Consider the following 14,466-nt stretch of genomic DNA (forward strand, 5'->3'; position numbering starts at 1 on the left):
ACCGGATTGCAATTGCAACTAAAAGGCAGGGCGGGCCGGGCTATCGAGTTTGTGAGCGCGAAAGTGATTTCTGGTCAGCTCCTGTTAAGATTTGAAAATCAAAAATTTAGCGAAAAACAACAGGACAAATAAGGCCCTATTTCGAGGTTTTTGTGGCGGTTTTCGGCCTTTTTTGAGGTGTTTTTACGGGGATGGCCACAAAAAAAGCCCGGATGTCGGGCTTATTCTATGGGTTGGACGTGAAATTCAGGACACTGCTACGTAACCGTTTTTAACGTCGTACTGGCCGATAAGGGAATTGTCTTCTATATCACGGATATAGAGCGGTTGTCCCTTTTTCACAAGAGCGGTGGTTCGGGCGTATGTATATAGGTTTTTGATGATGTTTTCGGGGGTAGGCCCGATGATTAACTCGCGGAATAGATAGAACGCGCCTTGGTCAGTGGTGCGGAGCATGCCCTTCTTTTTCATGTCGTCGACCAATAGCATCAGCTTGGTCCAGTTGCCCACTGTTGATGGTTTTGCCTTTGGTGAGCGGGATTTGCGGAGTAGTTTCATTATTGCTTACTTTTTTTGAATGTTCGTTTTCCATGTTCACCTACTATTTTTATTAAAGTCAAATATTGGACTACCTTCTTGACTTCGTTCTCAGTTAACATGTCAGAATATGGCATTTCGATATTCTGTATTGTAATTGGTGCTCGATTCTTAATAATATGTCTAAAATCACTATTTCTTATTTTCAGCAAGTTACCTAAAAACACAGGGTCCAAATAATTGTGAAAATAAATGATGCTTTCTGTTAACTTATCAAGCCGTTCACCACACTGGAGCATTAAATCAGAATAATGTAATATTCGTTTTTCCTCTGTATCATACGAATCGGATAACTTCGAAAAATTTATTTTTTTTCTGTTTTTTCCAAGTTCTGCGCACCACCCTTCGAAATCCGATATATCCTTAATATTCATAGCCTCAGTGAAGTAGTGTCGGATCATTATTCCATTCGCAAGCATACTATCAGTCATCTGCCTTAATGATCCCCCCACATTATTTTTCCACGAATTGTTATGCCGAATTGTTATTAAATAGTAGAAAATGTAAGCCGAACAATATGCAAGTAAGAAGTCGGTCGATATTTGTCCAATTTTATGCCCATACTCCAATATTTCTGGATAATTAACCCACCAAAAGTTGATACAAATAACAAGCGAAACACTTGAGATAAATAAAGTGGTTAGTAAGGTTGATATATTCTTCATACTACAAATATAAGCATTAGTAGCTCAATGTCATAGACCAGCCGTTGAAGCCGCCAAACTCGCGGTATTCGGGGTCTATTTCTATGGATGACGGGTCGAAGTCGTTCCAGGGTGAGCATCCCTCGGCTTGCTGTTCACCAATGTAGTCGATGATGGCGGCAAGTACGTCCTGCAGACGCTGGTATTGTTGCAGCTCACTGGCGCGGGCCTGGTCGTCGATGTCTTTTTCGAGCACGAATAACATCATGGTGTCGTGGGGCTGGTAGGAATCGGGTTGGCCGCTGTAAGTGGTGCTGGGCATCACGACGACCAGCCAGATGCCTTGCTTGTCTTTGAGCTGGATGGTGGCATGGCCATCGTGGGCGACAACGAGATGGCCTTGTACGTCGTGGCCCTCGGTTTTCAAGTGGGTCACGATGTCGGTGAAGCTGTCGTTTAGTTCGGTGATCGTCATTTTTTGCGGTTTTTAAATTTACGTTCCATCTCTTTATTGTCGAGGTGGTTTTTGTACAAGTAGATCAGGATATCGAAGAGCCCGGCTTTGTCGGTTTTTTCTGCATCGCCGAATATGCCTTCTTTGGCTACGTCAAAGAGCAGTCCGGCCCATCCGATTCCTTTCTTTGCGGTGCCGGAAGCGGCGGTGGATTTTGGGAATAATACGGCTAGGTTGATGGTCTGGCCGTCGATGATGATGTCTTCGGACTGGATGTATTTGATGCAGTAGGAAAACCATAACAGTGTCGTTTGTTTTTGCCATAGGGGAATCGCTCGGGTGAGCAGTGCGTATTTGCCGGTTTCAGTTGCATCGAAGGCCGAACGGCGGTGGTTCTGGCCGGGACGGTATAGCACGGCCATGAATCGGTTGAGCGCGTCGAGGGCTTCGGATGCGGTGTCGGGATCTTTGGCGGCCGCAATGTGGGCGTCCATTTCGCGGACGGCCGCTCGGAATTCTCCGAAGGTGAGATCGCCCAACAGATCGGCGGGACCGTAAAAGCTGTTTCCGCCCGCTGATATTTTGGTGAGCATATTTTTCACGGTGTCGATGTTGAGCTCCATTCGTGGCGGTTCGTCGTCTATGGCCGGTGCGGTGGTGAATGGCCATGCGCATAGCTGCTCGGCGAGCCGGTAGATGGTAGCGGTGATTTCTTCGTGCTGGGCGTGGGCTAGTCGCCGGGTGACGTGGTACTGGGGCGTGATTTCGAAGCCTGTGAGGTGCGCGAAGACGTAAATGCGGAATGCTGCAAAATCAATCGTTCCGGACACGACTTCAAAGGCGCGTTGCAAGATGTAATCGCTTTGCTCTCGGGTGCATTCTTCCCAGCACGATGGAAGGGCGATGGTTTTATTCTTTTCGGGGATTTCGAGGGTGTGCATTATGTACGTGCGTATTTTTTGCAAGGATCGTTATGTGGAGCTAAGTCCTGCGGGTTGTATTCCGGTTGGTTTTCATATCGGTATTTGCGGATATCGTCGAGGGCGTCTTCGGCGTCGCGTTCGAGGTAGAGGGCGTACTTGCGCAGGTCTTCTGATGGTGGGATTTGAGCGCCTTTCTGTGTGTGGCGTTCGGCTTCGAACTGCTGGACAACACCGCGGGGCAACACTTGGATGGATAGGCGTTTGAGTGCCTTGGCCATTGTGAGCAAAGCAAGGGCCTGTTGGGTGAGACTGAGCAGGGGTTCTTTGGCTTCCGGCACACTTTGGGCGATGAAGTCGTTGAGCAATGGCTGGTAGTCATCGCCGAGGGCCTGACGGATGGCGTTGCGCTGTACGTCGGCAATGAACGGCCGTACGGTGTGGTAGAACAGCCCGGAAAAGTCGATCGGGTAATGTTCTTGAAAAGCGGCCGTGTTGGGGATGAACAGCTTTTTGGCGGCTTTCTTTTCATCGCTGTTGGCCCATTCTTCGAGGTCTGTTTTGTCGAGCCACGCGATTAGCCGGTCGGTGGCTCGCTGGGTTTTACGAAGATGCGCTTCGTCATCTTTGTCGATCATCCATTGCCACGCCATTGACTCGCTACCTTTATCGATCTTGACCTTGCGACTGGTGTCGTCGTGGCTGACGAGATTAGCTTGGTAATATTTGAAAGCGGCGCCCAGTGCGATCGGTAGTTGCAGGTGTTTGAGCAATGCTTTGTTTGTGTCGGTTGCATCGTTAGCGATGGTACCTGGTACTTTACCATCAGTGGAGGGCGTGTAGATTGCCTTCGCACGGTCGTAGATTGCTTGGCCAACAAGACGGACGATCGCTTCGGTTTCGAGTTCGACATCGGTTGCGACCTTGGTAAAGTCGTTGTTGGTGTAGTAGCTGCCTGTGAGATTACGTAATTCGATGGATGATGATATGATCATGGTGATTGCTTTTAAACGGTGTTACGCATGCGATCTTCGGGCTTTGTGTCGGCTTCTGTTTTGACAATGTCGCGGTAGAACCCGAGTTTATAATCCTTACCCGGGAAGTTGACTTCGATGGCTTGATTGATGGGCTCGAAGATGACTTCTTCGGGGATGTTGACGTCCGAAGCGAGGTATGCTTTGAGTGCATAGAGCAGCTGCGAGCCGCTGGAAAACTGACCTTGCAGAATGATGTTGGATAACGACGGATGGAGACCCATGCTGGATGTGGTGGCGCTGTCTGCCTTTTCGCCAATCTTGATCTGGGCTTCGATGAAGTCTTTTATCTTCTGGTCGATCGGTTCGATTTTCCACTCGCAAAGGTTTTGCTCGTCGTCGTAGAAATCGACGGTTTCGATGAATTTGCCGGCGTTCTTTTTACCGGCCAGGGCGGCGGAGATATCGTCGAAGATTTTTGTTTTGAGTTCGTCGAGTTTTTCGTCGATGAAAGTCGCGGGCTTGTCTTCGTAGATATCTTCCAGTCGCTTGCGTTTCCGTTCCCAGTACAGCGCGGGGCTGTGGATGTGGAAGGCGGCGGCTATGCCGTTTTCCGTGAGGTACTGGATGATTTCGGGAATTTCGCTGGACCGCATGATCCATTTGAGTGCGCCGTAATACCCGGGGATGCTGTAGAAATTGCGGGCGAAGCTGTAGCTGTTGTGGTAGCTTAGGGCTACCGTGTGGCGCCATGGCTCGTCGTGATCGTAGACGGGGTATGTGGTAATGCCGGTGCGCAGGCAGTTGTTTTCGAAGTCGCCGACAAAGATGTTTCGGACGTCTTCGAGGCGCTGGTCCTGCGTGTCGGGCCATTCGAAGCGGGCATCGGTAGCGGGGATGACATCCAGTTGTTTTATGAATCGCTTTTCGCCGATGCGCCATCCACGGCGCTGGAACCGGCGGACAAAGAATCCTTTGAGGTGCTTGTATTCGACCATGGCCATGTCGAGGAATCGGTGGAATTTCCAGCTTTTGAGCCACTTTTCTATTTCGAGGTCGCGCAGGTATTTGCGCTGGATGGTGCCGTCTTCGGAGAATTCGAGGCGGTACAATGCGGGGCCGTTGCCGAATAGCAGGCCGATTTCGCGCTCGATTATGCCGGGTGCCAGGGCGTTTTCATCCATCACCTTGCGGATGATGACGGGCAGGTCGTTGTTGGTGCCGTAGGGTACGATTTTTTTGCCCATGACGTAGGTGGGGTCGCGCTCCCAGTTGTGCTTGTTGTCGAACAGGACGGTGCGCTGCCAGTCGTTGCCCTGGTAATTGGCGGCCACGGTGTAGACTTCGCCACCCAAGTGGATGGCGGCGGAGTTGTTTGATATTTTTTTGACGTTGCTCATGGGCTATGGTATGTGTACGCGCTGGCCGTTGAAGGTCATGAGGCAGCAATGCCAGAACCGGCGCGGTTCGTTGGTGTTCAAATCGAGGTATTCTTCCTGCAGCTGGGCGTGTTGGTTGTATTGGTCGTGGCCACGGGCGCGGAGCCGGGCGCTATTGACGGTTACGATGCCGTCAGTCCGTTGACGGGTACGGTCGTAGCTCATGAATGAGAAACTGAATGGTTTGCCAATTTTTGTCAACTGGCGCATTTCGCGTATGGCTGCGTAGAGTTCCATACAACGAAGGTATCTGATGACACCTCTCTAGGAAAGGACAGGTTTAGGTGAAACTTGGATGCTGGGCCAGCTTCAATCAGTTAAAAAGTAAATCTTTTTATGAAATCTGAATTTGAAATCCGCTCATGCAGTTTCGGAGCCACTAATGACAACACCATGGATAACAGCAAAATTGGACACAACAACATTAAAACTAATATAGATACGAAAAATGATACCCCATTAGACAGAAACCTTGTAAGTTTCTTTACGCTAATTTCACGATCTCGTTCGTGTCTAAATTCACTTATTCTTCGCCTGATTAATTCGTTATCCAATACCCCATCGTATTTTTCGTAGAAATCACCGTTAATAAAGTATCCAACGATTACCCTATCGTGTTCATTGGCGATTCCCTCAACTATGGTAACGTCGTTATTATCTACCCTAGAGAAGTTCAGTTTATGGACTTTATTAATTAGGTCGCTCTTCATAATCAATGTTTACCCGACTAAGGTATGTAAAACTAGCTAAAATTTATAACCCAAGCATCGAAGCGTGATGGGTTGTTTCCGGCAAGCGGGTGCTGATGAACCTGCAAAAATACGATGCCGGCAAATGCCGATATTTGAGGTATGAAAAAATTAAGCAATAACGCAGTAAACTTTTCCAAGGGAGAACTTTCTGCTGACCAGGTAGCTCTGGGGTTCGAAGGTGATGTAATTCGTATCACTGAGGTGTGGATAGACAACGGGTTTCAAAAGGCAAAGGGCATTCTAGAAAGCCATCACCCAGATTGGACCGGGTCTGAAGTGCGTATTATTCACCTTTTATCGGAAACCGATAAGATTTCATTGAAAGTGGGAGAGGTTTATCCCCGATCTATGTTCCGGCCACTTCGTGAATTCAATTGGGACAAACCGTTTCAAAAAGGAATCAGTATAGTTAACACTGTATGCTTGGACCTATGCCTTGATATGGACGCTAACCAATTGTCCTAACCGATACGTCGCCGACGTAGGTGTCGCCGGTGGACCGGATGAGTTTGCGCCATTCTTTGCGCATCATGAGGTATTTGAAGGAATCGGACGGGTTGGTTGATTCCAGGGGTAACCGGTGGATTGGTAGCTTTTCGGATTTCTTGTTTTTGACTATCTGGCCTTTACGGTTCTTTTCGGTCCGGGCGTTCTCGAGGGATGCCTTGAGTGGTTTGCAGTTGTAGAAGTCGATGAGCACTTTGGGCAATCGCTTGTTGTGGCCTGACAGTAGTTCTTGCATGAAGATGTATTCTTCGTTTTGGCCGATGTTCCCTTGACCTTTCGAAATGAGTAGGGCTTTCCATCCAGTGCGCTTGCCTTCGCGGTCTTTTTCGATGGCTTCCTTTAGCTGGCTGGCGTAGTCTTGCTTTGCGTCGGAAAAATTATTGCCAGCGCGGTCGTAGTAGATGTTGATGGTTTTTTCCCGGTGCGGTTTGAAATAGCGGATGAATTCGTCGGCCAGCTCGCGTATGAAGTCGGGCGAAAGGGTGTAGATGAATTTTAAGCACCGGTAGTGTTTGGGGCCTTGCTGGGCAATGGTCATGGACATCATGTTGCCGAAGTCCATGCCGGCATCGAGGGCACGATCCGGATTGAGGTATTTAAGGATTCGGCAATCTTCTTTATCCCGGATGCCGAAGCGTTCATCCCATTTGGCGTCGGTCCCGTCGGTGTAGAAATGCCGTTCGCCGATGTTAGCGTAGAAGCGGTCGCCCGATTCGAGGGATGGTCTCATGGATAGGATAGCCGTATTGGCATCTCCAAGGTCGGTTTCGTAGGCGTCGCTGAACCAATCGGGTGTGAGGATATCGGAGTTGACATAAGATGATGCGATGAAGAATAGTGTTTCAGCGTTCTTTTGACGGCGCACAATTTCCCAACGTTCTAGCCAACGCTCGTATGTACGGCGCTTCTTAATTGTTTCTTCGGTGTTGTTGGGCTTTTCGGCAGCGACGATGTATTCCTGCAGGGCATTATTGAGGATCAATGCTGTATTGGCAACGAGCATGATGGCGTCTTTATTCATCCGTTTCCCTTGGCGCACGATCCAGTCGTATTCGCCGATGTTGCTCGTGTTGGGCATGTCAGTTGTGAACGTCTGGCCGCGGTAAAAGACGGTATTGCCATATTTTACGAAGTAACCTCTGACTGCTTTTAACAGGTTGGCTATTTTGTGCTCGGCGAAGTACTTCACTTCATCGCCAAAAACGTGGACGTATGATCGACCGGCGAGGGATGCAGGGCGATCTAGCGAGCCAAAGGTGATGTTTAAGCCACTAAAGAAAATCATGGTATGTTTATATGAGGCCAGCCGGTTGTATGGCTTCCAGAAGTGGGTTTTGATATCGGCGGGAAGATCCTCCTTTTCGGCATCGGTGTATTCCGGCGGTTGCTTACCTAAGACGTAGTGCAACCCTTCTTTAAACCCTTTTCGTTCGAGGCCTTCCATGACCATCGGTAGGACGTTTTTCTGGAGGTTGGAATACGTATCGGACACCCAGCATATCGGAGCGCCGGGCATGTCGTAAATCATTTCGATGAGCCGTTCGACCAGAAATTCAGTGGTTTTGGATGAGCCGCGGCCCGCGATCAGCAGAAGTGTTTTGGTCATGACCATATTTGCCAGCTGGGCCAACCAGTTGGCAAATGCGACGGTAACGTTAGGGCTACTTTTCTTTACTTTCGGTCTCCAGCTCATCGAGGTATTGATCTAAAATGATGGGTTCTAAACGGGCATCCTTTCGTATCCGGGCTTTATCGGATTCAGGAATTTCGAGCGCGTCGATCTGCTTGGCGATCACGTTTCTATTTGGAGCGGGCAAACCGATATCGGGGGCATCCAGCGAGAATACGCGGACGGGTTTTCGGAATGCTTCAGCAGGTAATTTTTCAGGATCAGGCTGGTCAAGTCCGCGGAGTTTGGCGGCTTTCATTTCAATGTTGGCCGCTACTTCGATATCCTTAGCGGATTCGGCATTGTCGAATGCTGCTCGGGCCAGGTCTTCGAGAAATTCGGCTTTCTTGATGCGCAGGGCTTTCTTTTCGACGTTTCGGTCGGAGTAGAACAGGTTGACGGATTCGTCGTACATCTCGGAGGCTCGGGCATGTTTGAGGCCGTATGTTTTGACAAAGAAATCGACAGTGTTGCGGCGACCGTATTTGCGGTCCATCGAGTTTATGAGGGTGAGCGCGTCGAGGTATATTTTTTCGTCGGTATGGAGGTTTGATTTGCTGCCGCCCTGAATCCAGTCTTCGAGGGCTTGGAGTGACTTCCGGTCGGTGGTGCCGAAGATGTCTGTTTTGCTGATTTTGAAGCCACGGTTTTTCCGGATGTCTTGCAGGCGTTTTGATGCGTCGATATCGCCACGCTCGGCCTTTGACAGGATGGTGAGCGATTCGTTGGCCAGGGCTTTGAATTTCCCGGCCTCAATCCGGTAGTTTATGTGGGATGTAGGGTCGTTGGCGATGTGCTCGAAAGGTTTGACCGGCAGGTTGAAGTACCGGGCGATATCGGCGGGCTCATAGCCGAGCGCGGCCAGCTTTTCTAGCTTTTCGAGCTGCTCTTCGTCGAGGCCGAAGTTTTGATGTAGGGTAACGTCTGACATTGCCAAAATCCGCGTTTGGGCGGATAGTGGCTAAGGTATGGGGAGGCGGGTGATGGGGAAAGGACTTAATTATTTCATCAATTGGGGGTTTTGCGTATTTAATTGTAGCAAGCCCTCATACAATTTGTTTATAACTTCAAGTTTACTTAAGGATGAGCTGCTATTGGTTTTAACTTTTTCAAACAGAAGAAACATGTACTTATATAAGGCACCATCAATTGTTGGTATAGGATGTGTATTTTTCAAATACCCAATCCGAGCAACTAACGAGTATTCAAGCATAGGAATGTCTGGATAAATATTCAATAATTTCACAAAATATGGACTAGATTGTAACCGCTTAAGTCCGTCTCTAAAATCCTCACACGCTGTCAAAAACAATAATTGTGAATGTTGATCAGTTTTTATTGTTGCTTGCTTCGCATTTTTTTTGTCGATTGAATTGTAAAATGTGATAAAGTATTTAACCACCAAATTGATAAGTATCGCTTCTCCATTTTCAGTTTGAATTCGATCTACCTTTTTTTGTGTTACAAACTGTGAATAACCTATGATTGCCGTGCATATCAATGCTAATGCCGATAAGACTATTGACAAAATATCAATTGTGTATTGATAATTACCTTCCATAATGGTTTCTTTTAAGCAAAGGTATTCATTCTTTGATAAACTTACTGATTTCTAGTAATTCCTGCTGGTATGATTGAATTTTACGGCGGCGGTCAAAGTCCAGGTGTGGCTTTTTTCCTTCAGTAATTAGTTTTTCGATGCGCCAGATGTTGTGTTCGATGTTGCGTTTGCGTTTGTATAGGTCGACGGTGGACATGTTTCTAAAATGCTTTAGGCGCTGCATTTCTTCGAAGATGGGGTGTTTTCCGAGAATGGTTCGGTTCGTTTGGTAGTACGATAGCTCCTGATGGATCGCGTGGTTTTCGATGTAGTTTTCGGCGAGGGTGCGGACCGTATTCAATTCTTCGTCTAGCGTGGTGCAATCGAATAGTTTGGCGTGGGCGGCTTTGTATTCGTGGTAGGCTGTGATTTTATTGCTGACTAGAACTTTGAGTTCGGGCGGGGTGCCGGGTTCGGATAGGAAGGTGTAATCGGCGCGGAGCTTCCTGTTATTAGACGCGGATGACGCTGATTGAGCGGATGATAGCGAATTTTCTTTTTTGAGGTGGTTTTTTTGGGGGCTGGGCGGGGTGATACCAGCACGGTGGCATAGGGATTTGACGAGCAGCTTGTAGTTAGCTTCGGTTTTTATGCGTAGGATGTAAATGGTTGGATGGCCTTTGCCCACGGCTTTGACATAGAGCTGCAGCCCGGCGTCGTAGTCGGCACCGGCTTGCAGCCATTGGGTTACGGAATCCTTAATATTCGTCATATTCCCAATCCGTCGATTTGATGTCTGCATCGCCAGGAGCCCATCCGTTTTGGATTTCGTCGGCTTCATTCTTTATGCACAAATACTTTGTGCACTTAATTTGTGCTTGGTTGGGGTCTACTATTGGTTGATGTTTTCGCTCGAAGTAGTCTTTCACTTTCCTGGGAAGTGATTTGGCACCTAGCAGTACGCCGATTGGAAGGTCATCTTCTGGGCGCATGAATGCGAATACGTTTTTCGGCCACGCTTTGCGACGGGCGGTGTTTCCTTTTTCCATTGCCTCGTAGGCCTGTTCGAATGTTTGATTTTCCATTATTTGTTTTCTTTGATTTCGAGGTATACTTCTTCGCCTTGGTCGATCCAGCCATAGACCATGTCTTTGATTTTGTTGAACTGGATGCGGGAACTATTGCCGGTACCGGGGCCGGTGAGTCTGGTGACGGGTGCGATGCATCCGAGCAGCTCGGTGGCTGCGTTGTTGGCTGGATGGATAAGTATCAGGCTGCGATCGGGCACTTCTTCCAAGTGGATGTGGTGCTTGAATTTCTGGCTGTACCGCTTGGTGAGCTGGTAGGTGCCTTCGGGAATGCATGATTCTTGGATGCGATTGTTGCGCCAAGGCAATTCGATGGTATAACAAAGCAAGTCGCCCTGCTCGTTGTATAGCAGTCCGTTGGTGCCGTTGATGTGGTAGGTACGGCAAAGGGTGAGTTTCTTCATGGTGTGGTAAATAATGATGGCACCGGCACGGGTCCGGCACCATCGGGCTGGCAAACCAAATTAAACTTCGAACCGGGATTTTTCGGGATATGCTTCCTCGAATATGTGGCTGATTTTCTTCCATCCACGGGTATTGCAATTGAGGTACTTGCGCCGTTTGAGGGCGGTTTGCACGACGTCGAGCGGCGGGTTTTCGGAATATACCGAAATGAGAATGGTGCCGTTGAGCGCGCCGTTCAGTTTGATTAGGCCACGGGGTTCGGGCTGGTGGTGGTTGAAGTATGCCGATGTGAGCAGCACGCCTTTATCGAGCGCTTTGTAGCCGCGGATGGTGTCGGCCAGTTTTTCGGAATCCAGCACCATGGGTGTGTGGGTTCCGTAGTTGAGCGTTGCTTTTCCGGCAGATTTCAGCATGCTGGAGGTGCGTCGGGCATTATCGCCGTACATGCCTTTTTTGTTGATGTCGGTCAGGTTGCCCAATATTTTGGGCTGCTGCAGTTCGCTCAACGTGGTTGGCCCCAGTAGGAAGATGTCGTCGTTGGTGAGGATGAATTGCCCGTTGACGGTTCCGCTGGTGATGGCGTACAGTAGTTTGTGGGCCACGTCGGCCTGCGGGTTGCGGATCTTCTTCGGGTTGTCGCATCCACAATCTTCGTCGACCATATGGACATCTATGGGTAGATGCGTGATTTCGTCGCTGAACCAGTCTTCGCGCTCGCCTACGACAACTACGCGGAAATCGCCTTGGTAGTTTTGCTCCCAGGTACGGAGGGCGTGTTTGAGTTCGCCACCGGCGGCGGCACTGGCCAGGTAGGGAATCAATACCGTGATGACTTGCTCTTCGATTGTTCCGGATTGTCCGGTGCTGGATTGTTCATGTACTGTCTCTTGAACGACGGCGGGTTCGCCAGATGCTTCATCAGCGGGTCCGGCAGGTGCGCTATCAGTCGCTGTGACGGTTGCTGTTGCTGCAATATCTGTGACATCGATATCGGCAGCTTTTTGTTGCTTGGTGTCATTTTCTGGTCGCTTATGGGTGGTCTGCTTACTTGCTTTTTGCGATTTACTTTTCGCTGGTGCTTTTTTGGTTGTTGCCATGGTGTTGAGATTTTGATGGACGATTGGTTAAAAACCCCGCGGACCGTTCGGAACCGCGGGGCATTGTTATGGAGGAAATGGCTAAACGCCGGAACTTCCAGATGATGATCCTTCATCGGGATCGGGTGCCACTGCCGGGATGGCGCCACGGTAGTGGGCTGGCATCAGGTTGGAAGGCAGCGGCTGTGTAAACGTGAAGGTATTGCGGACGGCTTCATTGTCGTCCTGGCCTTCGAGTGTGAACTTCATCGGGTTGCAGATGGTGCCGTGTAACCGGTTACCAAGTCCGTCGCCGCATTCGCGGGAAATGGCCAAAAACCCTTCGCCCAGATTGTTCTGGATGAACTCGTCGATTTCAAGCGAATTGCCTGGGTGTGCGAAACCGAGGTTGTCGACGATACCTTCGGCATCTTCGTCGCCTTCAATGGTTTTACCCCGAGTGATGGATGACGGCGTGGCGTAGATACCGATGCCAACGGCTCCGGGCTTGAGTTCTAGGTCGCCCGTTACCAGGACGCCTTTATCGTCGCGAGTTGGGTCGGCCACCACATCGCGTGTGTTGAACAGCAGGATGGTGGGGTTCTTAGGACGCGGAGCGCCTACGGGTCCGCGTTTTTTTGGTACTGATGCATTTACGTACATGGTGAAATTTTTTCGATGGTTTTTGAAAGGCCAGCGCCGTATTGGCGCTGGCTGTTATCTGTTACTTGGCCGTGGCTACACGCCGCTGCCGCTACCGGATGATGATGACGAACCGGTTGATGATGAGCTATCGGCTGGATAGCTGTCGGCATCGCCCGGCATGTCTTCGTAGATATCCGACTCGCTGCGTGGATCGGTACCATCACGGAACTTGGTTGAAGTGCCGTAAGTGGCGGTGAGCTTGGCTTGCGGATCGTAACCGGACGGCACGTAGGCAAACACGGCTTCGGCAATAGCGAAACCAGCGGCGAACCAGAATTCACCGAACAGGCGCACCTCGTAGTTGATTTTTTGTACGTCGTTGATGACCATGGGCACTTCGTTTTTGTGGCGAAGTTTCACCTGGTTTTGCGCTGGTGTGCTCCACAAGATGGGTGAGCCGTAGAGGCAATCTAACGGAACCAATGTTTGCTGCGAGAAATCGATCTTGTCGTTTCCGAAATCGCCTGATTGCCCGGAATTGGTTCCCCAAACTTTTTTGTAAGCACGACGGTACCGTTTCCAAAACTCGTGAGAACAGTGGATGTTCATTGCTTTGTTTCGGTAGAACGGACTGATCCAGTCGACGAATTCTTCTACGAAATCGAGCACTTCTTGGTCCGTTGCGTTGGTGAAGTCGAATGGCGCGGTGGGTGTGAAGAAATTGACCCGGCTGTTGGCTCCGAGTGACTTTTGCTGCACCAGAATGGTTTCTACACCGTCCATGCCATCTTCTGGCGGAGTACCGGCGTCGCCTTCGCTGATGGAGCTCCATTCGTGTTCGACATATTTACCCTTGCCGAGCATTCGCAGCTCAATATCTTCCAAGATTTGGGGATATACTAGCGTATCCCAGATGTACTTGGTGATGGGCATCTGATCGGGTGCAAGACCTTCGTCGTACAGGTAGAAAAGGTACGAATCGAGCACCTGGGCCGGGATGATGGGGAAGTTGATTTTGTGGCGCCGGTTCTCGATGACCAAGGGGGTGAACTTGGTGTTTCCGGCGGGTGTCCACTTGGGGCTGAACTGTTGCACCACGCTGTTGATGAGTGCTTGCATGGCCTTGTATTTCGTCGTGGCAGGCACGGTGCGGAAATACTTGGCCGACGTGAAGTCTTGGAACAGCTGGCGGATGATTTCCAAGTTGTTTTGGTCTTGGCTCAAGAACGTGCCAAATTCGTTTTTGATGTCAATGACATCGATGGTGGCGGTAGACGCACCGGTGAATACGCCGTTGCGCAGAAAATCGGATGCCGCTTGGTAGTGCGGCAACGCCATGTTGACGTTCATTACCTTGGCTACTCCGGCTTTGCGGGGCAGTTTGCTTTCGCCTTCGGGTTTGGGAGCCTGCTCTGGCTCTTCGCTTAACCGGGCGACGGTGGCTTGCAGCGTTTCTTTGTCGGCATTGGCTTGGGCCAACTGTTGTTGCAGTTCCGTCAGGTTGTTGGCAACCGTCTGAGCGTTGTGGTCGCGTATAGCCGCTACTAGGTCTTCGGCGTCATTGTCTGCGGTTTCTTCTTTGAAATCCGCGAGCTGCGTTTCGAATTTGGTTACGGCTTCTTTTCCGAACAAACCTTCGAGTTTCGTTCGTTGGTCTTCAGTAAGCACGCTTTTACCGGAGGCATCTTTGGAGAATGCTTGGATTTTTAGCGTGGTCATGAAGATGGTCATCAGCTTTTTAAACATGGCTTTTGGG

The 14,466-nt window shown here is 49.7% G+C and carries 17 protein-coding genes; 1 reads left to right on the top strand and 16 read right to left on the bottom strand.

Features of this window, described 5'->3' with window-relative positions; translation table 11 throughout:
- Nucleotides 1-246: 246 nt before the first annotated feature.
- Genes VNQ80_RS12370 through VNQ80_RS12400 form a run of 7 tightly spaced genes read right to left on the bottom strand, consistent with a single transcriptional unit; the run spans nucleotide 247 to nucleotide 5,265 of the window.
- A complete protein-coding gene (locus tag VNQ80_RS12370; protein WP_325639009.1) occupies nucleotides 247-558 on the bottom strand; it encodes a hypothetical protein in 312 nt (103 codons plus the stop codon).
- Complete coding sequence (locus tag VNQ80_RS12375; protein WP_325639011.1) at nucleotides 558-1,262, bottom strand: hypothetical protein; 705 nt, start codon at nucleotides 1,260-1,262, stop codon at nucleotides 558-560. Before VNQ80_RS12375 ends, VNQ80_RS12370 begins: the two co-directional genes overlap by 1 nt.
- Nucleotides 1,263-1,278: 16 nt before the next feature.
- Nucleotides 1,279-1,677, bottom strand: a complete 399-nt coding sequence (locus VNQ80_RS12380; RefSeq protein WP_325639013.1) for a hypothetical protein — start codon at nucleotides 1,675-1,677, stop codon at nucleotides 1,279-1,281.
- A gap of 35 nt (nucleotides 1,678-1,712) precedes the next feature.
- Complete coding sequence (locus VNQ80_RS12385; protein ID WP_325639015.1) at nucleotides 1,713-2,636, bottom strand: hypothetical protein; 924 nt, start codon at nucleotides 2,634-2,636, stop codon at nucleotides 1,713-1,715.
- A complete protein-coding gene (locus tag VNQ80_RS12390) occupies nucleotides 2,636-3,610 on the bottom strand; it encodes a DUF6712 family protein (RefSeq protein ID WP_325639017.1) in 975 nt (324 codons plus the stop codon). The genes VNQ80_RS12385 and VNQ80_RS12390 overlap by 1 nt, the downstream gene beginning before the upstream one ends.
- A gap of 11 nt (nucleotides 3,611-3,621) precedes the next feature.
- Entirely contained in the window at nucleotides 3,622-4,989 is a 1,368-nt protein-coding gene (locus tag VNQ80_RS12395) for a hypothetical protein (RefSeq protein ID WP_325639019.1), read from the bottom strand.
- 3 nt (nucleotides 4,990-4,992) lie between these two features.
- Nucleotides 4,993-5,265: a hypothetical protein gene (locus VNQ80_RS12400; RefSeq protein ID WP_325639021.1), complete on the bottom strand. Its 273-nt coding sequence runs from the start codon at nucleotides 5,263-5,265 to the stop codon at nucleotides 4,993-4,995.
- A gap of 614 nt (nucleotides 5,266-5,879) precedes the next feature.
- On the opposite strand from VNQ80_RS12400, the gene VNQ80_RS12405 reads away from it, so the two are divergent.
- Entirely contained in the window at nucleotides 5,880-6,245 is a 366-nt protein-coding gene (locus VNQ80_RS12405; protein ID WP_325639023.1) for a hypothetical protein, read from the top strand.
- Here VNQ80_RS12405 and VNQ80_RS12410 read toward each other — a convergent pair.
- From VNQ80_RS12410 to VNQ80_RS12450, 9 genes are all read right to left on the bottom strand, one after another.
- A complete protein-coding gene (locus tag VNQ80_RS12410) occupies nucleotides 6,229-7,980 on the bottom strand; it encodes a hypothetical protein (RefSeq protein WP_325639025.1) in 1,752 nt (583 codons plus the stop codon). The genes VNQ80_RS12405 and VNQ80_RS12410 overlap by 17 nt on opposite strands.
- The gene (locus tag VNQ80_RS12415; RefSeq protein ID WP_325639027.1) at nucleotides 7,949-8,887 is read right to left on the bottom strand and encodes a hypothetical protein; all 939 of its coding nucleotides are present in this window, start codon (nucleotides 8,885-8,887) and stop codon (nucleotides 7,949-7,951) included. Before VNQ80_RS12415 ends, VNQ80_RS12410 begins: the two co-directional genes overlap by 32 nt.
- Before the next feature lie 69 nt (nucleotides 8,888-8,956).
- Nucleotides 8,957-9,517 (bottom strand): hypothetical protein, encoded by a 561-nt coding sequence (locus VNQ80_RS12420; protein ID WP_325639029.1) that lies wholly within the window; start codon nucleotides 9,515-9,517, stop codon nucleotides 8,957-8,959.
- A 25-nt stretch (nucleotides 9,518-9,542) separates the two neighbouring features.
- Nucleotides 9,543-10,268, bottom strand: coding sequence for a hypothetical protein (locus VNQ80_RS12425; protein ID WP_325639031.1), 726 nt, complete (start codon nucleotides 10,266-10,268; stop codon nucleotides 9,543-9,545).
- The gene (locus tag VNQ80_RS12430; RefSeq protein ID WP_325639033.1) at nucleotides 10,255-10,581 is read right to left on the bottom strand and encodes a Thoeris anti-defense Tad2 family protein; all 327 of its coding nucleotides are present in this window, start codon (nucleotides 10,579-10,581) and stop codon (nucleotides 10,255-10,257) included. Before VNQ80_RS12430 ends, VNQ80_RS12425 begins: the two co-directional genes overlap by 14 nt.
- Nucleotides 10,581-10,988, bottom strand: coding sequence for a DUF5675 family protein (locus VNQ80_RS12435; RefSeq protein WP_325639035.1), 408 nt, complete (start codon nucleotides 10,986-10,988; stop codon nucleotides 10,581-10,583). The genes VNQ80_RS12430 and VNQ80_RS12435 overlap by 1 nt, the downstream gene beginning before the upstream one ends.
- 60 nt (nucleotides 10,989-11,048) lie before the next feature.
- Nucleotides 11,049-12,086 carry a hypothetical protein gene (locus tag VNQ80_RS12440; RefSeq protein ID WP_325639037.1) on the bottom strand — a complete coding sequence of 346 codons (1,038 nt, stop codon included), beginning with the start codon at nucleotides 12,084-12,086 and terminating at the stop codon, nucleotides 11,049-11,051.
- A gap of 81 nt (nucleotides 12,087-12,167) precedes the next feature.
- A complete protein-coding gene (locus VNQ80_RS12445; RefSeq protein ID WP_325639039.1) occupies nucleotides 12,168-12,728 on the bottom strand; it encodes a hypothetical protein in 561 nt (186 codons plus the stop codon).
- A 75-nt stretch (nucleotides 12,729-12,803) separates the two neighbouring features.
- Nucleotides 12,804-14,456, bottom strand: coding sequence for a hypothetical protein (locus VNQ80_RS12450; RefSeq protein WP_325639041.1), 1,653 nt, complete (start codon nucleotides 14,454-14,456; stop codon nucleotides 12,804-12,806).
- Between the last annotated feature and the right edge of the window lie 10 nt (nucleotides 14,457-14,466).

The organism is Parapedobacter sp. (assembly GCF_035556095.1).
In the GTDB taxonomy this organism is placed as follows: Bacteria; Bacteroidota; Bacteroidia; order Sphingobacteriales; family Sphingobacteriaceae; genus Parapedobacter.